21 protein-coding genes are annotated in these 23,429 nt (G+C 67.5%); 7 read left to right on the top strand and 14 right to left on the bottom strand.

The window, feature by feature from the left end; translation table 11 throughout:
- Positions 1-7 precede the first annotated feature (7 nt).
- A complete protein-coding gene (locus IED13_RS15070) occupies positions 8-1,195 on the bottom strand; it encodes an HlyD family secretion protein (RefSeq protein ID WP_112763645.1) in 1,188 nt (395 codons plus the stop codon).
- A 150-nt stretch (positions 1,196-1,345) separates the two neighbouring features.
- Here IED13_RS15070 and IED13_RS15065 point away from each other — a divergent pair, with 150 nt between their 5' ends.
- Positions 1,346-2,047, top strand: coding sequence for a TetR/AcrR family transcriptional regulator (locus IED13_RS15065; protein ID WP_142022125.1), 702 nt, complete (start codon positions 1,346-1,348; stop codon positions 2,045-2,047).
- Here IED13_RS15065 and IED13_RS15060 read toward each other — a convergent pair.
- The 3 genes from IED13_RS15060 to IED13_RS15050 form a co-directional block, all read right to left on the bottom strand.
- On the bottom strand, positions 2,040-2,534 hold the full coding sequence (locus IED13_RS15060; protein WP_210323623.1) for a histidine kinase: 495 nt from the start codon (positions 2,532-2,534) through the stop codon (positions 2,040-2,042). The genes IED13_RS15065 and IED13_RS15060 overlap by 8 nt on opposite strands.
- Positions 2,535-2,633: 99 nt before the next feature.
- A complete protein-coding gene (locus tag IED13_RS15055) occupies positions 2,634-3,590 on the bottom strand; it encodes a DMT family transporter (RefSeq protein ID WP_260368447.1) in 957 nt (318 codons plus the stop codon).
- Positions 3,591-3,885: 295 nt separating this feature from the next.
- Positions 3,886-4,920 carry an aspartate-semialdehyde dehydrogenase gene (locus IED13_RS15050; protein WP_038363528.1) on the bottom strand — a complete coding sequence of 345 codons (1,035 nt, stop codon included), beginning with the start codon at positions 4,918-4,920 and terminating at the stop codon, positions 3,886-3,888.
- 458 nt (positions 4,921-5,378) lie between these two features.
- On the opposite strand from IED13_RS15050, the gene IED13_RS15045 reads away from it, so the two are divergent.
- Both IED13_RS15045 and IED13_RS15040 read left to right on the top strand, forming a co-directional pair.
- Positions 5,379-6,482 (top strand): hypothetical protein, encoded by a 1,104-nt coding sequence (locus IED13_RS15045; protein WP_191124646.1) that lies wholly within the window; start codon positions 5,379-5,381, stop codon positions 6,480-6,482.
- 115 nt (positions 6,483-6,597) lie between these two features.
- The gene (locus tag IED13_RS15040; RefSeq protein WP_038363524.1) at positions 6,598-6,903 is read left to right on the top strand and encodes a hypothetical protein; all 306 of its coding nucleotides are present in this window, start codon (positions 6,598-6,600) and stop codon (positions 6,901-6,903) included.
- A gap of 104 nt (positions 6,904-7,007) precedes the next feature.
- Here IED13_RS15040 and IED13_RS15035 read toward each other — a convergent pair whose 3' ends face one another.
- From IED13_RS15035 to IED13_RS15025, 3 genes are all read right to left on the bottom strand, one after another.
- Positions 7,008-9,404: a transketolase-like TK C-terminal-containing protein gene (locus IED13_RS15035; RefSeq protein ID WP_112763650.1), complete on the bottom strand. Its 2,397-nt coding sequence runs from the start codon at positions 9,402-9,404 to the stop codon at positions 7,008-7,010.
- A 158-nt stretch (positions 9,405-9,562) separates the two neighbouring features.
- Positions 9,563-10,090 (bottom strand): invasion associated locus B family protein, encoded by a 528-nt coding sequence (locus IED13_RS28845; RefSeq protein WP_208112833.1) that lies wholly within the window; start codon positions 10,088-10,090, stop codon positions 9,563-9,565.
- A 392-nt stretch (positions 10,091-10,482) separates the two neighbouring features.
- Positions 10,483-11,160 carry a GntR family transcriptional regulator gene (locus IED13_RS15025; protein ID WP_081925417.1) on the bottom strand — a complete coding sequence of 226 codons (678 nt, stop codon included), beginning with the start codon at positions 11,158-11,160 and terminating at the stop codon, positions 10,483-10,485.
- 123 nt (positions 11,161-11,283) lie between these two features.
- Between IED13_RS15025 and IED13_RS15020 the strand changes: the two genes are divergently transcribed.
- On the top strand, positions 11,284-12,705 hold the full coding sequence (locus tag IED13_RS15020; RefSeq protein ID WP_191124644.1) for a M20 family metallopeptidase: 1,422 nt from the start codon (positions 11,284-11,286) through the stop codon (positions 12,703-12,705).
- A gap of 21 nt (positions 12,706-12,726) precedes the next feature.
- Here IED13_RS15020 and IED13_RS15015 read toward each other — a convergent pair whose 3' ends face one another.
- Both IED13_RS15015 and pcaQ read right to left on the bottom strand, forming a co-directional pair.
- The gene (locus IED13_RS15015; protein WP_142022129.1) at positions 12,727-12,999 is read right to left on the bottom strand and encodes a hypothetical protein; all 273 of its coding nucleotides are present in this window, start codon (positions 12,997-12,999) and stop codon (positions 12,727-12,729) included.
- A gap of 73 nt (positions 13,000-13,072) precedes the next feature.
- Entirely contained in the window at positions 13,073-14,026 is a 954-nt protein-coding gene (pcaQ, locus tag IED13_RS15010) for a pca operon transcription factor PcaQ (protein ID WP_191124643.1), read from the bottom strand.
- Between the two features lie 202 nt (positions 14,027-14,228).
- On the opposite strand from pcaQ, the gene IED13_RS15005 reads away from it, so the two are divergent.
- Positions 14,229-14,951, top strand: coding sequence for a Crp/Fnr family transcriptional regulator (locus IED13_RS15005; protein ID WP_318652264.1), 723 nt, complete (start codon positions 14,229-14,231; stop codon positions 14,949-14,951).
- Between the two features lie 17 nt (positions 14,952-14,968).
- Here the strand turns inward: IED13_RS15005 and IED13_RS15000 are convergent, their stop codons facing one another.
- From IED13_RS15000 to IED13_RS14985, 4 genes are read right to left on the bottom strand one after another with little or no spacing between them, the layout of a single operon-like run.
- Positions 14,969-15,439 carry a hemerythrin domain-containing protein gene (locus IED13_RS15000; RefSeq protein WP_248312596.1) on the bottom strand — a complete coding sequence of 157 codons (471 nt, stop codon included), beginning with the start codon at positions 15,437-15,439 and terminating at the stop codon, positions 14,969-14,971.
- Between the two features lie 14 nt (positions 15,440-15,453).
- Entirely contained in the window at positions 15,454-15,585 is a 132-nt protein-coding gene (gene cydX, locus IED13_RS14995; RefSeq protein ID WP_112763656.1) for a cytochrome bd-I oxidase subunit CydX, read from the bottom strand.
- A gap of 22 nt (positions 15,586-15,607) precedes the next feature.
- Positions 15,608-16,765, bottom strand: a complete 1,158-nt coding sequence (gene cydB, locus IED13_RS14990) for a cytochrome d ubiquinol oxidase subunit II (RefSeq protein WP_133560666.1) — start codon at positions 16,763-16,765, stop codon at positions 15,608-15,610.
- Between the two features lie 24 nt (positions 16,766-16,789).
- Positions 16,790-18,382, bottom strand: coding sequence for a cytochrome ubiquinol oxidase subunit I (locus IED13_RS14985; protein ID WP_191124642.1), 1,593 nt, complete (start codon positions 18,380-18,382; stop codon positions 16,790-16,792).
- A 100-nt stretch (positions 18,383-18,482) separates the two neighbouring features.
- Between IED13_RS14985 and IED13_RS14980 the strand changes: the two genes are divergently transcribed.
- Both IED13_RS14980 and IED13_RS14975 read left to right on the top strand, forming a co-directional pair.
- Entirely contained in the window at positions 18,483-20,096 is a 1,614-nt protein-coding gene (locus tag IED13_RS14980) for an ATP-binding cassette domain-containing protein (RefSeq protein WP_191124641.1), read from the top strand.
- Positions 20,093-21,691, top strand: a complete 1,599-nt coding sequence (locus tag IED13_RS14975) for an ATP-binding cassette domain-containing protein (RefSeq protein WP_113254569.1) — start codon at positions 20,093-20,095, stop codon at positions 21,689-21,691. Before IED13_RS14980 ends, IED13_RS14975 begins: the two co-directional genes overlap by 4 nt.
- An 8-nt stretch (positions 21,692-21,699) precedes the next feature.
- Here the strand turns inward: IED13_RS14975 and IED13_RS14970 are convergent, their stop codons facing one another.
- On the bottom strand, positions 21,700-23,403 hold the full coding sequence (locus tag IED13_RS14970) for an IlvD/Edd family dehydratase (protein WP_113254570.1): 1,704 nt from the start codon (positions 23,401-23,403) through the stop codon (positions 21,700-21,702).
- Positions 23,404-23,429 lie beyond the last annotated feature (26 nt).

Here is a 23,429-nt window from a genome sequence, read left to right as displayed (position 1 = left end):
TGCAGCGTCAGCGCTGGCCGGCGGGACGCGGATCGATGGACACGATGACCGACATGCCGGGGCGCAGCACATGCTTGCCCGTCGATTCCCGGTCGAGCGCGATGCGCACCGGCACGCGCTGGACGACCTTGGTGAAATTGCCGGTCGCGTTGTCGGGCGGCAGCAGCGTGAAGACCGAGCCCGTGCCGCCGGCGATGCCGCTGACCGTGCCGTGGAAGACCTGCCCCGGCAGCGCATCGACCGTGACGCTCGCCTTGTCGCCGATCTTCAGCGGACCGATCTGGGTCTCCTTGAAGTTGGCGTCGACATAGACCTGGTCGAGCGGGACGATCGACATCAGCCGCTTGCCGGCGCCGACGAGGTCGCCGAGCTGGACATTGGTGTTAGCGACGAGGCCGTCGATCGGCGCGTCGATCTTCATGAAGGTCAGGTCGCGGGCGGCCTTGTCCTCGGCCACCTTGAGCTCGTCGATCTGCCTTGCGGCCTCGACGCGCTGCGCCTCCAGCACCTTGATGTTCGCTTCCGCGGCGGTCACCCCGGCATTGGCGCTGACCAGCGCCGCCTGGGCCTGGTCGCGCGCCGCCGTCGCGGCATCGAGCGTCGCCTGCGAACCATAGGACTTGGCCGCGAGGCTCTTGGCGCGATCGAAATCGGCCGCCGTGCGGGTCACGCCGGCCTGGGCCGAGTTCTGCTGCGCCTTGGCCTGCAGCAGGCTGGCGCGGCCGGCCTCGATCTGGCTGTCGATGCGCCCGAGCGTGGCCTGCGCGGTCGCCGTCTTCGCCTGCGCGGCGGCGAGCGCGATGCGCTGGTCGCCGTCGTCGAGAGCGACGAGCGACTGCCCGGCCTTCACTTCCTGGTTCTGCAGCACCGAAACCTTGGCGACATTGGCCGAGAGCTTGGCCGACACCGTCGCCATCTCCGCGCCGACATAGGCGTCGTCGGTGGAGACGATGAAGCGGCCGTTGCGCCACCAGTCGATGCCGTACCAGAGGCCGGCACCGAGCGCGACGCCGGCGAGCAGGATCAGCCCGGCGCGGCGGACAGTATTGCGCTTCGAAGCCGGCTGCGCGGCCTCGACAGGAGCGGCCGGTGCGGTTTCGACGGGCTGGCGCGCCTCGGTGGGCTGTGCCGTCTCCAGGGCCGGGTCGACCAGCTTGAGGCGGTCCCGGCGCTGTTCTGTGATCTCGGCGGACATGAGCTATCCTGATGAGAACAATTCGAACCGATTGGTTCGATTGCGGTTGAAATAGCGCCAGTGATGATGCATATCAAGTGAAATCGAACTGATTGGTTCGATTATTTTTGCAAAGCAGCATTGCATGGCCGGACCGCCCGGCGGAGAAGCATGGCAGAGAACTCCAAGCCGGAGGTTAAGGTGGACCGGCGCAATCGACGCGTTGCCGGGACCGACCCCGAGAAGCGGCGCCAGATTCTCGACGGCGCCTATCAGGTCTTTACGGCCCGTGGTTTCGACGCCGCCAGCATGAGCGACATCGCCATCGCCGCCAATGTCTCGAAGGGCACGCTCTATGTCTATTTCGAGGACAAGGAACATCTCTTCGTCGCGCTGATCGAGCGCGAGCGCGAGGCCCAGAAGCGTGGCGCCATCGCGGCCCTGAACGAGGATCCCGAACCGGCGCGCGCACTGCAGAATTTCGGCCAATGCCTCGTGCGCATGATCAATCAGGAATTCGCGGTCAGCGCCCATCGCATCGTTATCGGCGTCGCCGAGCGGATGCCGGATCTCGGCCGGGAATTCTACGAGAACGGCCCGCTGACGGGCGCGAACATGATCGCGCGATATCTCGACCGCATGGTCGGCGAGGGCAAGCTCGACATCGAGGATACCCAACTTGCCGCGATGCAGTTCCTTGATCTCTGCCAGTCGACCCTGACGCGGCCGCGTCTGTTCAACGCCATCCAGACGCCCCCGAGCGACGAGGAGGTGCACCGCATCGTCAGCGAGGCGGTCACGATGTTCATGGCGCGTTACGCCCGCGCGGCCAGCGCACAGCCTGCCGCGCGCCGGCCGTTACGCTCTATTTGAGGCCCTTCAGGCTGTCGATGATCGAGGCGAGCTCCTTCAGGTTCTCCTTCTCGCCTTCGGGAGAGGCCCAGTAGGTCACAACGAGGCCCTTGGTCTCGGTGACCTGCAGCAGGGTCAGGCTGACATGGGTGGGACCGTCTTCGTCCTTACCGGTCCACTGCACCTGGACGCCCTCCATGCCATTGTTGGAGAACGGCTTCTTCTCTTGCGTCGCGGGATCGACGACGACGCCCTTGCTCTTCAGCCAGGTGACCGCTTCGGCGATGGCCTGTGCGGCGTCCTTCAGCTCCGTCACCTCGACCGAGACGTAGACCGCCTCGTCGTCGGACGTTGATTCGACACCCTTGTCGATCTCTGTGGATTCCCAATCGTCCGGCATCGTGATGACCGCGACGGGATTGGGATCGGGGATCGAATAGGTCTTGGCGCTCGCAAGCCCCGGCAGCAGGAGGAGGCTCGCGGCGAGAACCGCGCGTGCGAGATGCATCGGCATAGGGGATCCTGGCAAAAAGGGCGCCGGTTGGCGTAACGTCACCCTACAGCAACTCGGCCGCAATGCCATTCCTCCAAAGGCGGAGCGGCCGCCCTATCGCGAGCCTTGGTTACCAGCCGTGACCTGCCGCGCCCGAATCCGCTCGCGATGGGCGGTGTAGAGGCCCGAGCCCGCGATGACAGCAGCCCCAACCCAGGTCCACAGGTCCGGCAACGCCGCAAACAACAGGAAACCGAAGAGCGCGGCCCAGAAGAGCTGGATATAGGAGAAGGGTGCGAGCAGCGAGGCCGCCGCATAGCGGAAGGCGACGATCACCAGCCAGTGCCCCGCCGTCGAGACCGCCCCGATGAAGAGGCCGACCAGCGCGATCGTCCAATTCGGCTCGACCCAGTGCACCGGCAGCAGCAGGCTCGAGACGATCGCGCCGAACACGGTCGAATAGGTGATCGTCGCGATCGGATTCTCGGTCCCGCTCATCATCCGCGTCACGATGAGGGCAAAGGCCCAGCTCAGCGACGAGACCACCGGCAGCAGCGAGGCGAGTTGGAAGCCGCTGCCGCCCGGCCTGACCACGATCAGCACGCCGATCAACCCGACGATCGTGGCGAGCCAGCGCCGCCAGCCGACGCTTTCGCCGAGCAGCGGGATCGATAGGGCGGTGACGAAGAGCGGCGCAACGAAGCTGGTTGCCGTCGCATCGGCGATCTTGAGGTATTTCAGCGACGAGACGAAGAAGATCGACGAGCCGATCAGCCCGATTCCACGCAGCAATTGCAGGCCCGGCCGGCGCGTCCGCAACGAGATCTTGCCGCGCTGGAAGCCGATGATCGCGAGCAGGATGAGCGCCGAGGTGACATAACGCAGCCAGACGATATGCAGCGCCGGCACGCTCGCCGCGAGATATTTCGAGGCCGCATCGCCGGCCGACAGGAAGACCGTCGCCAGCAGCATGATGCCGATGCCGAGCAGGGCATTGTCGTGCCGCAGCGATCCGGCTGAGGTCGGATGCGCGGTTTCGGAAGCAGGTCCGGGCGGAATGGGGCTGGGCACAGGGCGGAAAATCGCGAGGGGAACCATAGTCTAATCGATTTGAGAGCCGCGTCGCTGCGCAAAGATCACAGGCGCCTTATGCAGTGTCGGTTTCAGACGCCGGTCCTCGATCGACAGCGATATCACCGTCATTCCGGACAAGCCGCGAAGCGGCACCGATCCGGAATCCATCGTAAAGCTCCGTGCTCTACGATGGATTCCGGGTTTCCCTTCGGTCGCCCGGAATGACGATTGGCAGCAAAAAGGCGGGCCGAAGCCCGCCTTGGAAACCACCCGAAAAACGCGGCCGCCCCGGTCAGGCCGCCTGCTTGCGCGGCTGGATCAGCTTGCGGTTTACCAGCACCTCGGCGATCTGGATCGCGTTCAGCGCCGCGCCCTTGCGCAGATTGTCGGAGACGCACCAGAAGGCGAGGCCGTTCTCGACGGTCGCATCCTCGCGGATGCGCGAGATATAGGTCGCGTCCTCGCCGGCCGCCTCATGCGGGGTGATGTAGCCGCCGGGCTCGTGCTTGTCGATGACGAGGATGCCCGGCGCCGTGCGCAGCACCTCGCGCGCCTCGTCGACGGTGACCGGCTTCTCGCATTCGATGTTGACGCTCTCGGAATGGCCGATGAAGACCGGCACGCGCACGCAGGTCGCGGTCAGCTTGATCTTCGGGTCGAGGATCTTCTTGGTCTCGACCATCATCTTCCACTCTTCCTTGGTGAAGCCGTCCTCCATGAAGACGTCGATCTGCGGGATGAGGTTGAAGGAGATGCGCTTCGGGAACTTCTTGGTGACGACCTCGCCGGCCGAGAACACCGCGCGGGTCTGGTTGAAGAGCTCGTCCATGCCCTCCTTGCCGGCCCCGGACACCGACTGGTAGGTCGAGACGACCACGCGCTTGACGCCGAACTTGTCATGCAGCGGCTTCAGCGCCACGACGAGCTGCGCGGTCGAGCAGTTCGGGTTCGCGATGATGTTCATCTTGGTGAAGCCGGCTGCTGCGGCGGCGTTCACTTCCGGCACGATCAGCGGCACGTCCGGATGCATGCGCCAGGCGGAGGAGTTGTCGATCACCACCGCGCCCTGCGCACCGATCTTCGGCGACCATTCCTTGGAGACCTCGCCGCCGGCCGACATCAGGCAGATATCCGTGTCGGAGAAGTCGTAATGCTCCAGCGCCCGGCACTTCAGCGTCTTGTCGCCGAAGGAGACCTCGGTGCCGATGGAGCGGGATGAGGCCAGCGCCACCACCTCGCCGACGGGGAAAGCGCGCTCGGCCAGGATGTCCAGCATCTCGCGGCCCACATTGCCGGTAGCCCCGACCACTGCGACCTTGAAGCTCATTGATGTGATCCTTTGCGGATAGATCGGTTCGGATCTCCCTTTGGGAGCCGACCCGCCCGGTCTTCGGGCTGGTTCGGCGATCTGCCCCCGCCGGGGGGAGATGGACCCGGAACCGAGGCGAAGCGTCAGCGCGACGTACCGGCTTTCCCGGTCGTCGTTTTGGTCGTGTGTTTCGTCGTCAGGCCGACAGTCACGGAACCAATCCCAAAGGGCTGCAAACTTCGCAGGCGGCGCGAGGATGCGCCGAGATCCGTGAGAACACCCGTTGCGTCGAAAAGTCAATCTCCCTCCCACTCCTGCCTGGTTCGGCCGCCCGCCCGTTAACCCTGCTTCTTGACCGCCTGTTCACGCTGCCGGTCGATTCCGCCCGCTCGGTAACCGCCGGGCGACTCCCCACGGGCAAGCTCGGCACGGGCTGGGATGGTGCAGGGGCGGCGATGCCGCGCGGGAGTGACGGGTTGCGTCTGGTTTCAAGCATGGCGGAAAAGGCGGTCCGGGAGGGGCTCGCGCGGATGCGGCCCGGTCTCGCGACGGCGCGCGATTGGGCTCGCATGCTCGCGGCACGTCTCAAGAGTCTCGATCTCGTTCCCGGGCTGATCAGCGCCGCCGATCACGGCGAGCGCTTCGCTCGTGCCTTCTGGCAAGGCATGCGCCGCCTCGCGCCACGCCGCGGCCTCGGCTTCGCCGGCGCCCTGCTCTGGCGCAGTGCTGCCGCGCTGGCCGGCCTCGGCCTGACGGCCGCGCTCATCACCGGCCTGTCGGCCAAGGATGAGGACCAGCCCCAACTTGCCAGCCTCACGATCGATCGGACGCCTTCTGAGCTGTCGCGCCCGGCCGCGACCCGTTCCGACCGCCCCGGCCCCGCGAACTGGATGGCGATTCCGCGGCCGATCGCGATGTTCCACCTCAGCTCCCCTGAGCTCGGGCGTACGACGCCGGCCTATGAAGCCCAGCGCACGGAGGATGGGCGCCGCGAGGATGTCATGACCTTCGCCGCCTTCGCTGAAGCCGGGCCGCATCTCGTCCTGCGCCTGCGCACCGGGCCGCTCGACATGGCCAGCGCGCGGCCCTTCACGATCGATCTCGTCCGCGAGGCCGCGCTGCGTTCCCTCTCGGTCGGGCGCAGCAGCGCGCCGGCTGCGATCCCGACCCGCTTCGGCCCGCTCGAAACGGCCGACGTCCTCCTCGACGACGGCAGCACGAGCCGCAATTGCCTCGCCTTCCGCTCCGCCGGCACCGAGGCAGGCTTCGCGATGAGCGGCTGGTGGTGTGCTGGCGGCAAGCCGGCGGACCGGCGCCAGCTCACCTGCCTGATCGAGCGCCTCGACCTCGCCAATGCCGCAGGCAGCGAGGAGCTGCGCCAGTCTTTCACGAAAAGCGAGCTCAAGCGCGACGCGGCCTGCGCAACGCCTTTCCTCGCCACGGCGGGCCGCAAGGCGTCCTGGCTCGACACCGACGGCTCCGTGCCGGCCCTGCGCATGAAGACGGCGACGACCGAACCGGCGAAAGCCACGCCGCCCGCGCGACCGGTCCGCCCAAAGGCCACGCGCCGGAAGCGCTGAATCCGCGCAGCGGCCCGCCGTGCTAACAATATTGTTAACAGGCAGGCGCTAGGCTTTGCTTCGTGTTCAGCATGCTTACATCGGGTGGGTAGCGCCACTCCCGGAGACCGCCGTCATGATGTCGTTCAAGCGCGTTGCCACTGCCCTCACCATCGCACTGGCGGCGTCGACCGTCATGGCGGGCATCGCCGAGGCCCAGAGCCGCCGCGAGCCGCTGCGCATCATCGTCCAGAAGCGCAGCTATTTCGATGCCGGGAACGTCGTGCCGGTCGGCTCGATGAACAACTATGCCAGCCAGCACTTCGCGGCGGCGCCGGTCTATGTGAACACCGGCTCGCTCTATGGCGAGAGCACCCTGCCCGGCCGTGTCGGCTCCGGCGCAAATCCCTTCGCCAATACGATCGAGACGCCCCGCTTCTGAACGGGCCAGCCGTCGTGATGCTCGGGCTTGACCCGAACATCACCTGACCAGCGTCTTCTGGTTTCCGAGATGGTCGGGCCAAGCCCGACCATGACGCATTCCCGTCAGGGCAGCGCCTTGAGATAGCGCACCGGCCGCCCCGGCGCGGCCGCATTCGCCGCGTGCACGATTGCGTTCGCGTCGATGCCGAAATGCCGGTAGAGATCGGCGACCGTGCCGGTCTGGCCGAAATGCTCGACGCCGAGCGCCTTTTGCCGATGGCCATGCACGCTGCCGAGCCAGGCCAAAGTCGCCGGATGCCCGTCCAGCACCGAGACGATGCCGCAATCCCGCGACAGCTCTCCGAGCAGCCGCTCGATATGGCTCGTCGCAGCATGGTTGCCGCGCTGGCGCGCCCGCTCCGCCGCCTGCCAGCCGGCATTGAGCCGATCGGCCGAGGTGATGGCGAGCAGGCCGACATCGCGCCGGTCCTCGCTGAGCAGCCCCACCGCCTCGATCGCCTCAGGTGCCACCGCACCGGTATAGGCGATGACGACCGAGGCGTTCGGACCGGGCTTACGCAGCCAGTAGGCGCCGTCGATGATCTCGCGCTCCAGCTCCGGCGTCATCGTCCGGCTCGGTTGCTCGACCTGCCGGGTCGAGAGCCTGAGATAGACAGAGCCGCCGGTCTCGTCGCGCAGCCAGGTGCGCTCGTCCGGATCGCCCTCGCCATCGCGCTGCATGTAGTCGAAGGACCAGCGCATCATCACCGCGAGTTCGTCGACGAAGGCGGGCTCGAAGGCGCAGAGCCCGTCCTGGCTCATGCCGATCAATGGCGTCGCGATCGATTGATGCGCCCCGCCTTCCGGCGCCAGCGTCACGCCCGACGGCGTCGCCACCACCATGAAGCGCGCATCCTGGTAGCAGGCATAGTTCAGCGCATCGAGCCCGCGCGAGATGAAGGGATCGTAGAGCGTGCCGATCGGGATCAATCGCTCGCCGAAGATCGAATGCGACAGGCCGAGCGCCGACAGGTTGATGAACAGGTTCATCTCGGCGATGCCCAGCTCGATATGCTGGCCGCTCTGCGAGAATTCCCATTTCTGCATCGAGGGAATGCGCTCGTCCTTGAAGGTGTCCGCCATCGAGGCCTTGGCGAAGAGCCCGCGCCGGTTCACCCAGGGGCCGAGATTGGTCGAGACGGTGACGTCCGGCGCCGTCGTCACGATGCGGTCGGCAAGCGGGCCACCCGTCTTGGCGAGATCGTCGAGCACCTTGCCGAAGCCCATCTGGGTGGACATCGTGGCCTGGATGCCGGCCTCCAGCTTCTCCGGAACCGGCAGTTTCGCGGCCGAGAAGCGCCGCCGCCCCTGCGAGAAGAACGGCACCTTGTCGAGGAACGCCCGGATCTCGCTCTCGGGCAGGTCGAGCCCCTCGAACAAATCCCATTCATGGCCGGGGCGGATATCGTTGGCCTTGCGGAAGCCGTCGAGCTGCTCCTTGGTCATCAGCCCGGCATGATTGTCCTTGTGGCCAGCGAGCGGCAGGCCAAAGCCTTTCACCGTATAGGCGAGGAAGCAGACCGGCCTGTCATGGTCGATGCTCTCGAAGGCTTCCAACAGCGACGGCAGATCATGGCCGCCGAGATTGCACATCAGCTTCGAGAGCTCCGCGTCGGAACGCTTCTCGATCAGCTTCGTCACCGGCCCCTGATCGCCGAGATCGTCCATCAGCCGCTTGCGCCAGGCCGCACCGCCCTGGAAGGTCAGGGCTGAATAGAGCTGGTTCGGGCAGGAATCGATCCAGGCCTTCAGCCGCTCGCCGCCCTTCTCCTTGAAGGCCGCCTGCTGCAGCGAGCCGTATTTCAGCGTGACAACGTCCCAGCCGAAATTGCGGAACATCGTCTCGAAGCGGTCGTAGAGCCCCTCGCGGATGACGGCGTCCAACGACTGGCGGTTGTAGTCGATGATCCACCAGGTGTTGCGCAACCCGTGCTTCCAGCCCTCCATCAGGGCCTCGAAGATGTTGCCCTCGTCGAGCTCGGCATCGCCGATCAGCGAGACCATGCGGCCTTCGGGGCGATCCTTCGCCCAGCCATGCGCCTTTACGTAATCCTGCGTCAGCGAGGAGAACAGCGTCTGCGCGACGCCGAGGCCGACCGATCCGGTCGAGAAATCGACGTCGTCGATGTCCTTGGTGCGGGACGGATAGCTCTGCGCGCCCTTGTAGCCGCGGAAATTCTCCAGCTTCTCACGGGTCTGCAGCCCCATCAGATAGTTGATGGCGTGGAAGATCGGCGAGGCATGCGGCTTCACCGCGACCCGGTCCTGCGGGCGCAGCGCCGCCATGTAGAGCGCGGTCATGATCGTGGCGAGCGAGGCCGAGGAGGCCTGATGCCCACCGACCTTCATGCCGTCGCCATTGTCGCGCAGATGATTGGCGTTGTGGATCGTCCATGAAGCCAGCCAGAGGATCTTCCTCTCCAGCTCGGCGAGAAACGGCAGGCGCGGATCGGTCGTCATGATTGGCTCGAACTCCCCAGAACTCCGATCATGCATCGAAGCCTCTGGCTAAGCGAACCAATTTTCAGCGATCGGCCCGCCCGACTTGGCGGATTCCGCCAATCGAGGCGGCATGAAAGCCGGAAGCTGCCAATCTGCTCCTGTGAGCCGAATGCCGGCTATCGATCGATCTGGGCGATGCGGTCGAGCGCCGCGGCAAAGCCGTTGAGCGACACATTGAAGGAAGCCGGTTCGCTGGTGGAGAGGTTGAGCGCCGCCACCGTCAGCGTCTTACCCGTCTTCATCGCATCGGTCGCGACCGTCGGGAAGGAGATCGGCAGGAGGCAGCCCTGCGCCAGACAGGTCGAGAAGCGCAGGCCCTGGCCCAGATTCTTGTCGTCGAGCCGCAGCACCGCGCCATTGTCGAGCTTCATGCCGAACGGCATCAGGATCGTGCCTTCCGCCCGGCCCTCGCGCGGCGTGCGCAATTCGATGGCGAAGACGCGCTGGCCTGTCTGGCTGTTGCCCTGCGACTGGCTGAGCACGCAGAGCCGCTGGCCGTTGAGGATGCGGCAATCGACCGTCCAGTCGCCATAGGTCTCGTTGATGGCGCTGGCGCCGTTGGGCAGCGTCGCGGCCTGCGTCGCGGGCTGCGTGACGGCTGGCGCCCCTTGCGCGGAAGGAGCCGGAGTGGCGGGCTTGGCCACCGGCCGTGCCGGCGCGGCTGGCCTGGGAGCCTGGCGCGGGACCGTAGGCGCCGCAGGCGCGGCAGAGGGCTCTTCCTGCGCTTGCAGCGGCCCGATGCCGAACCAAAGCGCTGAGATCAGAAACGCTGCGGAGGAAACCAAGGTCAGGCGACAAGAAAGATTCATGACGGCTCAGTTCAGCAAGAGGGCCTGGAACGACAGGTAGCAAGGCACCCGGGCAGCGTCAAAACCCGATGCACCACGTCCCCAACAAGATCTCGCCATGTGTCTTTTCGGCAAGGAAACTGAATTCGATCAAATCTAAACTTCAATCTCCAGATGCCAGCGGCGGCCGGAGAGAATGACGCTTGCGTTCGAAATCGGACCGATGAGCCATCGGCGGAATCCCGCGCCTATTCCGCGCTCTGCTGGATATGCTCCCCCACCAGCCGCCGCAGCGCCTCCGTGTCGCGCGCGGCCAGCGCCTCGACCATCGCCAGATGCTCGCGGTTCGACTGCTCGATGCGGCTGCGCTTCTGCCATTGCCCGGCCACGGCCGAGGAGATGCGCCCGCGCAGCTCCTTCACCAACGCCGCCAATTCGAGATTGCCGCACAGCCCGAGCAGATGCTCGTGGAAGGCGATGTTCGCATCGTGCAGGTCGATGGCCGTGCCGTTCAGCAGCAGCGCCTCGAAGTGCCGCGCCAGCCGCATCGCCTGCGCGATATCCTCTTCCCGCGCCCGCGCCACGATGCCGTCGACCGCGCTGGTTTCCAGGATGACCCGCACGGCCCGGATCTCCTGCGCCAGCCGCCCATCCGGCTTGAAGACGTGGTAGCCGCGATTGGGCAGATGCACGACCAGCCGCTTCTGCACCAGCCGGTCGAGCGCCCGGCGGACATCCATGCGCTTGGCTCCATGGCGCTCCTCGATGTCGATCTGCTTGAGCCATTGGCCGGGGGAAAGCGCACCGGACTGGATCTCCGCCGCGAGGAGATTCGCCAGGGCCTCGTGACGCTCCGCACGCGCCTTCGCGCTCTTGCCGCGATTCTTGCCGCGAACGGCCCCACCGCTCAGCTCGCTCTCAGACATCGTTGCCCCATGCACCGTTCGATCGGCCGCCCCGCATCCGGCTCGGCTTGTCGCGCCATGACCCTTATGCGAGAAATTGGCGCCAATATCAAAGATGACTTACATCCGGGAACAGGAACTCCGATGAGCAACAGCAAGGAAGTCTGGCAGCGCGTGGACGACAAGGCGCCGGGCTATTTCGCGTTGTCCGACCGCATCTGGCACATGCCCGAGCTCAATTATCAGGAGGTCCGTTCCGCGGCCGAGCACCGCGCCATGCTGGAGCGCGAAGGCTTCCGCATCACCGAGAATGTCGCCGGCATCCCCACCGCCCTGATCGGCGAAGCGGGAGAGGACGGCCCGGTCATCGCGATCATGGGCGAGTACGACGCCCTGCCCGGCCTGAGCCAGGAGGCCGGCATCGCGAGCGAGACGCCGGTTCAGAAGGGCGGCGATGGCCATGGCTGCGGCCACAACATGCTGGGTTCCGCCTCGCTGCTCGCGGCCGCCGCGGTCAAGGACTATCTCGCGGCCAACGGGCTCAAGGGCCGGGTGCGCTATTATGGCTGCCCCGCCGAGGAAGGCGGCTCCGCCAAGGGCTTCATGGTCCGCGCCGGCGCCTTCGGCGATGTCGACATCGCCCTGTGCTGGCACCCGGCCTCTTTCACCGGGGTCAACCGGCCGTTCTCGCTGGCCTGCGTCGAGGTCGAGTTCACCTTCACCGGACGGGCCTCGCACGCCGCCGCCGCGCCCCATCTCGGCCGCTCGGCGCTCGATGCAGTCGAACTGATGCATATCGGCGTCAACTACATGCGCGAGCACATGCCATCGACGGCCCGCGTGCACTACGCCATCATCAACGCTGGCGGCATCGCGCCGAACGTGGTGCAGGCGACGGCGACGACACGCCAGCTCATCCGGGCCGCCAACCTGTCGGAGATGTGGAGCCTCGTCGCCCGCGTGAAGAAGATCGCCGAGGGCGCCGCGCTGATGACGGAGACGCAGGTCGCAGCCAAGCAGCTTTCGGGCGACGCCAATCTCGTCGGCAACCGCCCGCTCGAGGAAGCGATGCATGCCAATCTGCAGGCGCTGGGCGGCCCCGGCTTCGACGCGGCCGATCAGGCTTTCGCGGCAAAGTTCCAGAAGACCCTCAATGGCGAGGACATCGCCTCCTCCTATGCCCGCTTCGGCTTGAAGCCGAAGGCGGGCGAATCGCTGAGCGACGAGATCTACCCGCTCGGCTCCGGCAGCGATTCCTTCGTCGGCTCCACCGATGTCGGCACGGTGAGCTGGGTCGTCCCCACCGTCCAGTGCCGCGCCGCCTGCTATGCGGTCGGCACGCCCGGCCATTCCTGGCAGCTTGTCGCGCAAGGCCTGGCGCCGGCGGCGCATAAGGGTCTCGCGCTCGCGGCCAAGGCCATGGCCGGCGTCGCCCAGGATGTGCTGAACGACCCCGCCCTGCTCAAGGCCGCGAAGGATGAGTTCGCCAGCTTCCGCGCGGGCAACCCCTTCGCCAACCCGATCACGGACGATGTCGAGCCGCCGCTCGACATGGCCGCTCACTGAGTCGATTCGGCTCGGCCGGCTCTACGCTTCGGGGCCGGTCGGGCGGGTCGCCTTGAATTCCTCGACGGCCGCGGTGGCCAGGTCCGTAACGGAAGCAGGCGGCGCGCCGATGAGGCGCAGCACGATCCGCCCGAGACGGGCCTTGGCATCGGTTTCCAGCTCCGGATCCAGCCGTCCGTCATGGTCGAGCGACGCCCAGGCGCGGGCATGGACCGCTTCGGCGACGAGCAGTTCGCTGGAGTTCAGCACTCCGGGAAAACGGAAGGAGCGGCTCTGGATCGGCGTATCGGACATGAGGCTATCGGGCATGGTCACCGCGCCGATATAGGGTCCGGGCCGGCGAGGGCAACCCCGCTCGTGGTCGCACTCAACCGTGCGGGGCCGTGTCCATGGCCCGTTGCGCCACGAGCTCCCGCAGCGCCGCGGCCAGAAGCTGCGCCGGCAGCGGCAATGCCGTATCGGTCCGCGTCGTCAGGCCGACCGGGCCGAACGTATCGCTCGTATCGGCCGGCAACACGGACAGCCAGCCCGTCCTGACATCCTCCGCGACGACGCCTTCCGAGATGAACCAGATTCCGTCGGTGAGGCGCAGATAATTGCGCGCGAAGGCATCCGAGACCGTCTCGATCACTCCGGCTGCCGGCTCCAGCGCATGGGCGACGAGATAGCGCTCCACCGTGGAACTGATCACCGAGCCCGGCGGCGGCAGCAGCCATTGATGGCGGGCGACCCCGGCGATGTCGAAAGGCGAGGATGCCAGCAGCGGATGGTGCGGACCGACCACCAGCGCGATCCGCTCGGAATAGAGATGCTCGAAGGCAAAGCCCCGCATCGTCTCCGGGTCCGCCATGCGGCCGATGACGAGATCGAGGTCGCCCAGCCTGAGCTGGGACATCAGCACGTCGTTCGGCCCGGTCACGACACGCGGGCGCATCGCGCCATGGCGCTCCATGACCTGCGCGAGCGCACGCGGCAGCATATGCGCGGAAACGGTCGGCAGCGCCCCGACGGAGAAGGCGACATCCGTATTGGCGCCGTCGCGCCCGACCATGCTGATGCCTTGCCTGAGCGCCGTCACGCTCGATCCGGCATAGCGCAGGAAGACCTCTCCCGGCCCGGTCAGCATCATCGGCCGGCGGTTCTGCTCGAACAGCGAAACCCCGAGCGCGTCCTCCAGCTCCTGAACCGTCTTGGAGATGGCCGGCTGGCTCAATCCAAGCAGAGCGGCCGCCTTCACCACGCTCTTCAGCCGCGCCACCTCCAGGAAGCACACCAGATGGCGCAGCTTGATTCGTCCGTTCAGCGGGACAGGGCGGGGCATCGTCACGTCCGGATGATCCTGAAATTGATCCTGAGTCCGATGGTTGAGCATACCGGCCCGGCCCCGCGCCAGGAAACCCGTGCCGCGCGCGGCGGATCGAGAGAGTTTTCCCCGGTGTCATAACGACGGGCCTCATCCTGCGGCATCGTGGACGGCCTGCCGAGTTGGCCGCGCAGCGCGGATCGGGATAAGGTACTTCACCGTGCGCGAAGACATTCATACAACCGGATTTCCGGCCCTTTGCGCCTCCTGCGAGGCGCGCCACCGCGGCATCTGCGGCTCGCTGACGGCCGAGCAGCTCACCCAGCTGGCGAAAGCCTCCTCGAAGCGAAGAGCCGAGCAGGGTGCCGAGCTGATCGGCGAGGCCGAGAACGTCGAGAGCTACGCGAACGTCCTGTCCGGCGTGGTGAAGCTGACGAAGATGCTCTCCGACGGCCGGCAGCAGATCGTCGGCCTGCAATTCGCGCCGGATTTCGTCGGCAGGCCCTTCCGGACCGAGAGCACGCTCACCGCCGAGGCTGCGACCGATGTCGAGCTCTGCTCCTTCCCTCGCGCGGCCGTCGAGCGGATGATGGTGGCGCAGCCCGATCTGGAGCATCGCCTGCTGCAGCAGACCCTGAAGGAGCTCGATCAGGCGCGGGACTGGATGGTGACGCTCGGCCGCAAGACCGCCGCAGAGAAGGTCGCAAGCTTCCTGCTGATGATCGCGCGCAATATCGACCCGACGATGCAGCCGGGGCAGCGCGCCGTCGCCTTCGACCTGCCGCTGTCGCGGGCCGAGATCGCCGATTTCCTCGGGCTGACCATCGAGACCGTCAGCCGACAATTCACGCGCCTGCGCACCGAGGGCGCGATCAGCATCGAGCACAACCGCCACGTCATCCTCGACGACATCCGCAAGCTCGCCGCCTCTTCGGGGGATTGACCGGACGGTCGCGCGCCTCAGCGCCCATCCGGCCCGGGCAGCGCCGACAGGATGCAGTCCTGCTCGAAGGCGATGTGCCGGCGCATCGAATCGAACAGCGCCCGCAGCATGTAGCCGAAGGCCTCCGGATTCGCGATCGGCCGGCCATTGCCATAGGCCAGCAGCGCTTCGCTGAGGTCCTCGGCGGCACAGCGATCCTGCACATGTTCGGCCCTGAGCCGGTTCACGATCCCGGCGTTGCGCCGCGACGTCGCGAAAGCCAGAAAGACCGAGCGCTCCTCGAAGCGGTGGCAGGCGTCGATCAGCGGCACCAGGCTGTTCCCCAGCATCAGGCAGCGCAGCCGGTCGACATGGGAGGGCAGGTCGTCGGCGAGCTGCTCCAGCGCGTCGCAGATTTCCAGCATCCGCGCATGGCCGCGCGCCATGTCGATATGCGGGACGAAGCCGGCCCCACTCTGTCCGCCGCCGCTGGCTGCATGCCGCGCCATGGCCGGCCCGCCGGTCAGGGCGTCGGCAGCGGCACGGTTGCCTTCGCCGGCTCCTCACGCACGGTGCGCAGCTCGTACCACAGCGCGTTCAGGATGCCGACGGAGGCGGCGAGGCCGAGGCCGAGAATCCAGGCGAAATACCACATGGCGCGTTCACTCCTGTCCGGATCAATAGGCCGAATGGCCGGCGTCCTCGACGCTCTTCTCGGTGACCTTGCCCCACAGCACGCTGTAGACCCAGGCGGTGTAGGCCAGGATCAGCGGCATGAAGATCACCGTCGCCAGCAGCATGTTGCGCAGCGTGGCGCGGCTCGACGAGGCATCGAACACCGCGAGCGAATGGCCGGGATTGCTGCTCGAGGGCAGCAGGATCGGGAACATCGCGACGCCGACCGTCGCCACGATCATGGCGACGCCGAGCTTGGAGGCGAGGAAGGTCAGCCCCTCCCACCGCGCCCGGAAGCCGATCGCCGCCAGCAGCGGCGCCACGACGCCGAGCGCCGGCACCGCCCAGAGCGCGGGATGCGCCCGGAAATTCGCAAGCCAGGCGGCGGGATCGGCGACGACGGTCTTCAGCAGCGGATTCGACGGCCCGTCCCAGACGATCGGCGAGGTCACGCGATAGCCGCCGAGCAGCCCGAGCCAGACCAGCACCCCGCCGCCGGCGAACAGCAGGGCCGTCAGGAACGCCGCCATCGTGCCGAAATCGCGGGCCCGGCCGGCGACGGCCCCGTCGGCCTTGAAGGTCAGCCAGGCGGCGCCATGCATCGTCAGCATCGCCAGCGAGACCAGCCCGCAATACAAGGCGAGCGGATTGAGCAGGCCGAAGAGATTACCCTCGTAGATCGGCCGCAGATCCGGCGTGAAATGGAAGGGCACGCCCTGCAGCGTGTTGCCGACCGCGACGCCGAAGATCAGCGAGGGAACCGCGCCGCCGATGAACAGCGCCCAGTCCCAGCGCGCGCGCCAGGCCGGATCGGGCTTCTTGGAGCGGTATTTGAAGCCGACGGGCCTGAGGATCAGCGCGCACAGCACCAGGAACATCGCGAGGTAGAAGCCCGAGAAGCTCATCGCGTAGAGCGCCGGCCAGGCCGCGAAGATCGCGCCGCCGCCCAGGATAAACCAGACTTGGTTGCCCTCCCAGACCGGGCCGATCGTGTTGATCGCCACCCGCCGCTCGATGTCTTCCTTCGCGACGAAGGGCAGGAGCGTGCCCACGCCCATGTCGAAGCCGTCCATCACGGCGAACCCGATCAGCAGGACGCCGAGCAGCACCCACCAGACCAGCCGCAGCGTTTCATAGGAGAAGAGAAAGTCGATCATCATCGTGATCCTTGGCTTGGCGTCCGGTCACTCGGCGGGATAGGGCGCGACGGCGTGCGGCCCCGGCTGCCCCGGTCGCCTCGGCCGCAGCCCCTCGACCACATCGGCGACATCGGGCCCTTTGCGGATGGCGGCGAGCATCAGCTTGACCTCGATGACGGCGAGCGTGCCGTAGAGAAGGGTGAAGCCGGCGATGGTGAGCAGCAGGTTGTAGACGCCGAGCTCGGAGGTCGCGAGGAAGGTCGGCAGCACGCCCTCGATGATCCAGGGTTGGCGACCGAACTCGGCGACGAACCAGCCGACCTCGATCGCGATCCAGGGCAGCGGCATCGCCAGAAGCGCCATGCGGAACAGCCAGCGCGGCGCTTCCGACTCGCGGATGGTGTGCCAGAGCGAGACCGCGAAGACGCCGAGCAGGATGAAGGCGCACAGCACCATCAGGCGGAAACCGAAGAACAGCCAGGGCACGCCCGGCACGGTCGACCAGGCGGCGTCCTTGATGTGCTGCTCGGTCGCCTGCCGGGGATCGGCGACGAATTGCTTCAACAGCAGCGCGTAGCCGAGATCATGCGAGGAGGCCTTGAAGGCCGCGCGGGCGACGCCGTCATTGCGATCGGCCTTCATCTTCTCCAGCGCGTCATAGGCGACGAGCCCGTCGCGGATGCGCGCCTCGGCCCGCTGCACCAGCTCGTTGATGCCGGGGATCGGCGTGTCGACCGAGCGCGTGCCGATGAGCCCCATCACCCAGGGGATATGGATGGCGAAATGGGTCTTGCGATCGGCAAGGCTGGGGAAGCCGATGGCGGTGAAGGAGGCCGGGGCCGGCTCGGTCTCCCACATCGCCTCGATCGCGGCGAGCTTCATCTTCTGGTTGTCGGTGAGCGCATAGCCGCTCTCGTCGCCGAGCACGATGACCGAGAGCGCCGAGGCGAGGCCGAAGGCCGAGGCTATGACGAAGGAGCGCTTGGCGAGCTGTACATGCCGGCCGCGCAGCATGTACCAGCCGGAGACGCCGAGCACGAAGGTGGCGGCGCAGACATAGCCGGCCGAGACGGTGTGCACGAACTTCGCCTGCGCGACGGGGTTGAAGATCACCGCCATGAAGTCGGTGACTTCCATGCGCATCGTGTCGGGGTTGAAGGCGGCGCCGACCGGGTTCTGCATCCAGCCATTGGCAATGAGGATCCACAGCGCCGAGAAATTCGTGCCCAGCGCCATCAGCCAGGTCACGATCAGATGGGCGCGCGGCGAGAGCCTGTCCCAGCCGAAGAAGAACAGGCCGACGAAGGTCGCCTCGAGGAAGAAGGCCATCAGGCCCTCGATTGCCAGCGGCGCCCCGAACACGTCGCCGACATAATGCGAGTAATAGGCCCAGTTCATGCCGAACTGGAATTCCATGGTGATGCCGGTCGCGACGCCGAGCGCGAAGTTGATGCCGAACAGCACGCCCCAGAACTTCGTCATGTCCCGCCAGATCGGCCGGCGGGTCATGACATAGACCGTCTCCATCATCGCAATCAGGATGGAGAGGCCGAGCGTCAGCGGCACGAAGAGGAAATGATAGAGGGCCGTCAGCGCGAACTGCAGGCGGGATAAATCGACGAGGAGCGGATCGACCATGGCATCATCCTTTCGGGACGCTCTCTTGTAGCCGCACTCCCCGTCGAGCCTCTTGATCTGGATCAAGCGAGCATGCGCCGCGTCATGCGAGAGAAGGGACATGGAGCAGCCCGTCACAGCGGAAGACCGGCCTGACCGTCGCGGCGAAAGCCATGACGCCTTCGCGGCGCTCGCCCGGGCGCGGCGTCTCGGCAGCGCAGGGCTCGGCCGCGTGCTCGGCTGGCAGCTCGCCCGCACCGCGCTGCGCCTCGCCGCCGCGGCGTCGATGGCCGTGCTCTTCGGCAAGCTGATCATGGAGCAGCCATTCGAGACCTCGCTCCTGACTGCGCTGGCGATCTCCGTGCCGGGCGCCGCCGTCGCCGGGCTGATGGCCGATCGCGCGCAGGCACGGGCCGAGACGGAGGTTTCGACTTCACTGCGCGACGCCGCCATCGAAAGGCTGCAAGCCATGCCGGCGGGCCGGCTGCGCGCGCTCGCGGCCGGCAGCGTCACGGTCGGCCTCCAGCGCCATCCCGAGGCGGTGGCGGGCCTCGTCATCGGTCACCGCGCCGCCAGCTTGATGATGGCGATCGGTCCGCTCATGGCGGCGGTCGCGCTCGCCGTCGTCTCCTGGCAGGCGGCCTTGCTCGTTCTCGTCCTGACGCCGGTGATGATCCTGTTCTTCGCGCTGGTCGGCGAGACCATCCGCAGCCGCGCCGACGCGCAAGAGAAGGCCTTCAGCCATCTCGCCGGCCAGTTCGCCGACCGCATCCGCACCCTCCCGACCATCCTCGCCAACGATGCGCTGGCAGGGGAGGAGGCCAAGCTCGCCGGCCGGCTCGACGCCTATGTCGGCAAGACCCTGGGTGTGCTGCGCATCGCCTTCATCAATGCCGGGCTGATCGACTTCTTCGCCTCGCTCTCGATCGCGATGCTCGCCGTCTTCCTCGGCCTCGGCCATCTCGGACTCGCCACGATTCCCGGCTTCTCCGGTCTCGAACTCTGGCAGAGCCTCTTCATCCTGATGATCGCGCCGGACTATTTCGCGCCCTTCCGCCGCTTTTCCGAGCAGTACCACGCCAAGGCCGAGGGGCTCGCCGCCGCGGCCGCGCTCGACCAGCTGCTCGACGCCGAACATGCTCTCACGCCGGCCCTGCCGGCGGTCGAGCGGGCATTGTCGGAAATGACGATGCCGCCCAGCGGCCTCCTCGTCATCTCCGGTCCGAGCGGGGCCGGCAAATCGACCTTGCTGCGCCGGCTCGCCGGCATCGAGGCGGGGCCGACGCCTTCGCCATGGACAATGCCGCAGGGCTGCGTCTGGATCGCGACCGACAGCTTCGTCGCGACCGGCACCTTGGCCGAGGCCATCGGCAACGGGCTCGACGCCCCCTGCCCGACCCGCCTGCGCGAGGCTGCAGCCTGCATCGGCCTGCTCGACGACGCCTTGCTGCCCGGCGGCCTCGCGGCCCGTATCGGCGAGGGCGGCGCCAATCTCTCCGGCGGCCAGAGACTGCGGATTGCGCTCGCCCGCGCGCTCGTCAGCCAGCGCACGGTCATCGCCGACGAGCCGACCGCCAAGCTCGACCCGGCGACGGCCGATGCGGTGCGCCGCGCCCTGCTCGACATGGCGAACAGCCGGCTCGTCATCGTCGCGAGCCACGACCCCGAGCTGATCGCGCTGGCCGATCGGCGCATCGCGCTCGATGCGACCGCCTCTCTGGAGGAAGCAGCATGACGGACAACGCCGCAACGCGAGCCGCCGCTGCTCGCAAGCTGTGGCGCTATGCCGGGATGCTTGCCGCCGCGGCGCTGCTATGCGGTGTCCTGCTGGGCGGGCTGTCGGCCTGGTTCCTCGGCTCGGTCGCCATTGCGGGGCTCACGAGCGCCGCCTACAGCTTCAATGTCCATATCCCCGGAGCCCTGGTGCGCCTCTTCGCGGTCGGCCGGACGGCGGCACGCTATGGCGAGCGCCTCGCCGGCCACCACGCGGCGCTGGCGGATCAGACGACGCATCGGGTCGGATTGTTCGAGGCGATGGCCGCGGCCCCGGCCGTGCGCGGTGCCGGCTGGCAGCTCGCCGATCAGGCGCGTCTCGCCGACTATCTCGACGATGTCGAGGATCTCGACCTCGCCCGGCTGCGAGCCGATCTCCCGGCCCTTCTCCTCGCCGCCGGCCTGATCGGCGCCTTGATCGCGACCGCTTTCGTCGCGCCGCTGGCTCTCACCCCCATCATCGCGCTGCTCTGCGCGCTCGGCGCCATGGCGCAGCAGCTCGCGCGAGCCGGTGCCACCTCATGGGCGCAAACCCGCCTGTTACGGCGCCAGGCCGCGCAGCAATTCGGGGCGGCCCTGACCTCGGCCGTCCCGCTGCAAGCGGAAAAAGCCTGGGCCGGCCGCTGCACCGATGCGCTCGGCCGCTTCTCGCAAGCCGAGGAAGCCCAGCACGCCCTGCGGCTCGCTCAGGCCGGCCTCGATGCGCTGGCCTCGCTGCTTGGCCCCGTCGCCGGCGTCAGCATCTTCGCCGCGGCCTGGTTCGCCGGCGCGCGGGGCGAGGCTCTGCTGATCCCGGCCTTCCTCGCCTTTTCCTGGATCGCGCTCGCCGAGACGGCACAAGGCCCCTCGCGCATGGTCGTCGCCGCCTTGCGCCGCCGGGCCGCGAAGGCGGAGATCGAGCGCTGGATCGGCACAGCGACGCAACCGGCGCACTCTCCGACACGGTCACCGGCAGGGCTCACAGCCCTCCACACGTCGATGCAGCGCCGCGCCCCGGACAGGCGCCCGCTCGGCGCCAGGCTCACGCTCGCGCTGACGGCCGGTCGGCCGACGATCCTCACCGGCGCGAGCGGTGCCGGCAAGACCAGCCTGCTCAAGCAGATCGCCGGCTGGATCGGGCAGGACAGCATGGAGAGCGAGACCGGCCCGCTATCGGCCGAGGACCGGCGCAGGATGGCGATGTTCTGCCCGCATGACGCCGCGATCCTCACCGACACGGTGCGGGCCAATCTCTTCGCACCCGCCCTCCCCGACGAAGAGCTCTGGCAGGCGCTCGAAGCTGTGGAGATGGCCGATCGCATCGATGCCGCCGGCGGTCTGGACGGCTGGATCGCGCAGGACATGCTCTCGCTCGGCGAGGCGCAGCGGCTCAACCTCGCCCGCGCCTGGCTTTCGACGAAGCCGCTTATCCTGCTCGACGAGCCGACCGAGCATCTGCGCGCCGATCAGGGGCAGCGCATCCTGGCACGCCTCGTCGAGCGTCTCGACGACCGCATCGTCGTGATGTCGAGCCACAACGCTACCGGCCTGCCCGACGCCGCGACGATCCGGCTCTGACGACCTCCTCAGCAGAAATCGAAATCGACGCCCTCGTCCGCTTGCAGCACATGGCTGTCATAGAGCTTGTCGTAGCCGCGCCGTTCGACCTCGACCGCAGGCGGCCGTGCCGTGCGCCGCGCCGCCAGCTCCGCCTCGCCGACCAGCAGGTCGAGCCGCCTCTCGGAGACGCTGAGCCTGATCCGGTCGCCATTGCGCACCAGCGCGAGCGGCCCGCCAACAGCCGCTTCCGGCGCGACATGCAGGACGATGGCGCCATAGGCGGTGCCGGACATGCGCGCATCGGAAATACGGACCATGTCCTTGACGCCGCGCGCCGCGAGCTTGCGTGGAATCGGCAGATAGCCGGCTTCCGGCATCGCCGCGCTGCTGCGCGGCCCGGCATTCTGCAGCACCAGCACGTCATCGGGCTCGACATCGAGGTCGGGATCGTCGATCCGGGCCGCGAGATCCTCCAGCGAGGCGAAGACGACGGCGCGGCCTTCATGCTCCAGCAGGCGCTTCTCGGCCGCCGCCCGCTTCACGATCGCACCGCGCGGCGCCAGCGTCCCGAAAACCGCGACGAGGCCGCCATCGGGATCGACCGGCTCCGCGCGCGACCGGATGACGCCGCGATCGAGCGCCTCGACCAGCGGCGCATCGATGAGCTCGCCCAGCGTCTTGCCGGTCACGCTCAGCGCATCGAGATGCAGCAGGTCGCGCAATTCGCGCAGGACCGCCGGCACGCCGCCAGCCGCGAAGAAGTCTTCCATGTAATTGGCGCCGACCGGCTTCAGATTGACCAGCACCGGCGTCTCATCCGAGAGCCGGTTGAGGCGGTCGAGGTCGACCTTGACGCCGGCGCGCCGCGCGACGGCGGTCAGATGGATGACGGCGTTGGTCGAGCCTGAGATCGCCAGCAGCACCCGCCAGGCATTCTCGATCGCCTTTTCAGTGACGATCTGGCGCGGCCGCAGCGTCTGGGTGCCGATCAGTTCCACCGCCCGCCGGCCGCTCTCCTCGGCGCAGCGCAGCCGGTCGGCATGAACGGCCGGGATCGCCGCCGAGCGCGGCAGCGCCAGCCCCAGCGTCTCGGCGATGCAGGCCATCGTGCTCGCCGTTCCCATCACCGCGCAGGTACCCGCGGTGGTGGCGAGCCGTCCCTCGACGGCCTCGATCTCGGCGGCGTCGATCTCGCTGGCGCGGTAGCGCGCCCAGAAGCGGCGGCAATCGGTGCAGGCGCCGAGACGCTCGCCGCGATGGCGCCCGGTCGACATCGGCCCGCCGACGAGCTGCACCGTCGGCACATTGGCGGAGAGCGCCGCCATGAGCTGCGCCGGCACGGTCTTGTCGCAGCCGCCCATCAGCACCACGGCGTCGATCGGCTGGGCGCGGATCATCTCCTCGGTGTCCATCGCCATCAAATTGCGGAATTTGAGGCTGGTCGGATTGAGGAAGACCTCGCCCAGCGAGATCGTCGGGAATTCCACCGGCAAGCCGCCGGCCATCAGCACGCCGCGCTTCACCGCCTCCAGCAATTCCGGGAAATGGCGGTGGCAGTTGTTGAAGCCGCTATAGGTGTTGGCGATGCCGACGATCGGCCGCGCCAGCGCCTCGTCGGAATAGCCCATCGAACGCGCGAAGGAGCGTCGCAGATAGGCGGCGAACTCCGGGTCGCCGTAATTGGTGAGGCCGCCGGCGATGCCGCGCCCCTTCGCTTGCCCATCGCCCATGCGTTCCTCCCGAAAATTTTGTCGCG

Origin of the sequence: Allobosea spartocytisi (genome assembly GCF_014764685.1) — a bacterium.
GTDB classification, from domain to species: Bacteria; Pseudomonadota; Alphaproteobacteria; order Rhizobiales; family Beijerinckiaceae; genus Allobosea; species Allobosea spartocytisi.
This window is presented reverse-complemented; position numbering and strand designations above follow the sequence as displayed.

Bases quoted from the DNA above. Each gene is read 5' to 3' on its own strand.
- IED13_RS15070 (WP_112763645.1), bottom strand. From the start codon at position 1,195: ATGTCCGCCGAGATCACAGAACAGCGCCGGGACCGCCTCAAGCTGGTC.
- IED13_RS15065 (WP_142022125.1), top strand. From the start codon at position 1,346: ATGGCAGAGAACTCCAAGCCGGAGGTTAAGGTGGACCGGCGCAATCGA.
- IED13_RS15060 (WP_210323623.1), bottom strand. From the start codon at position 2,534: ATGCATCTCGCACGCGCGGTTCTCGCCGCGAGCCTCCTCCTGCTGCCG.
- IED13_RS15050 (WP_038363528.1), bottom strand. From the start codon at position 4,920: ATGAGCTTCAAGGTCGCAGTGGTCGGGGCTACCGGCAATGTGGGCCGC.
- IED13_RS15040 (WP_038363524.1), top strand. From the start codon at position 6,598: ATGATGTCGTTCAAGCGCGTTGCCACTGCCCTCACCATCGCACTGGCG.
- IED13_RS15035 (WP_112763650.1), bottom strand. From the start codon at position 9,404: ATGACGACCGATCCGCGCCTGCCGTTTCTCGCCGAGCTGGAGAGGAAG.
- IED13_RS15025 (WP_081925417.1), bottom strand. From the start codon at position 11,160: ATGTCTGAGAGCGAGCTGAGCGGTGGGGCCGTTCGCGGCAAGAATCGC.
- IED13_RS15020 (WP_191124644.1), top strand. From the start codon at position 11,284: ATGAGCAACAGCAAGGAAGTCTGGCAGCGCGTGGACGACAAGGCGCCG.
- IED13_RS15015 (WP_142022129.1), bottom strand. From the start codon at position 12,999: ATGTCCGATACGCCGATCCAGAGCCGCTCCTTCCGTTTTCCCGGAGTG.
- pcaQ (WP_191124643.1), bottom strand. From the start codon at position 14,026: ATGCCCCGCCCTGTCCCGCTGAACGGACGAATCAAGCTGCGCCATCTG.
- IED13_RS15000 (WP_248312596.1), bottom strand. From the start codon at position 15,439: ATGGCGCGGCATGCAGCCAGCGGCGGCGGACAGAGTGGGGCCGGCTTC.
- cydX (WP_112763656.1), bottom strand. From the start codon at position 15,585: ATGTGGTATTTCGCCTGGATTCTCGGCCTCGGCCTCGCCGCCTCCGTC.
- cydB (WP_133560666.1), bottom strand. From the start codon at position 16,765: ATGATGATCGACTTTCTCTTCTCCTATGAAACGCTGCGGCTGGTCTGG.
- IED13_RS14985 (WP_191124642.1), bottom strand. From the start codon at position 18,382: ATGGTCGATCCGCTCCTCGTCGATTTATCCCGCCTGCAGTTCGCGCTG.
- IED13_RS14980 (WP_191124641.1), top strand. From the start codon at position 18,483: ATGGAGCAGCCCGTCACAGCGGAAGACCGGCCTGACCGTCGCGGCGAA.
- IED13_RS14975 (WP_113254569.1), top strand. From the start codon at position 20,093: ATGACGGACAACGCCGCAACGCGAGCCGCCGCTGCTCGCAAGCTGTGG.
- IED13_RS14970 (WP_113254570.1), bottom strand. From the start codon at position 23,403: ATGGGCGATGGGCAAGCGAAGGGGCGCGGCATCGCCGGCGGCCTCACC.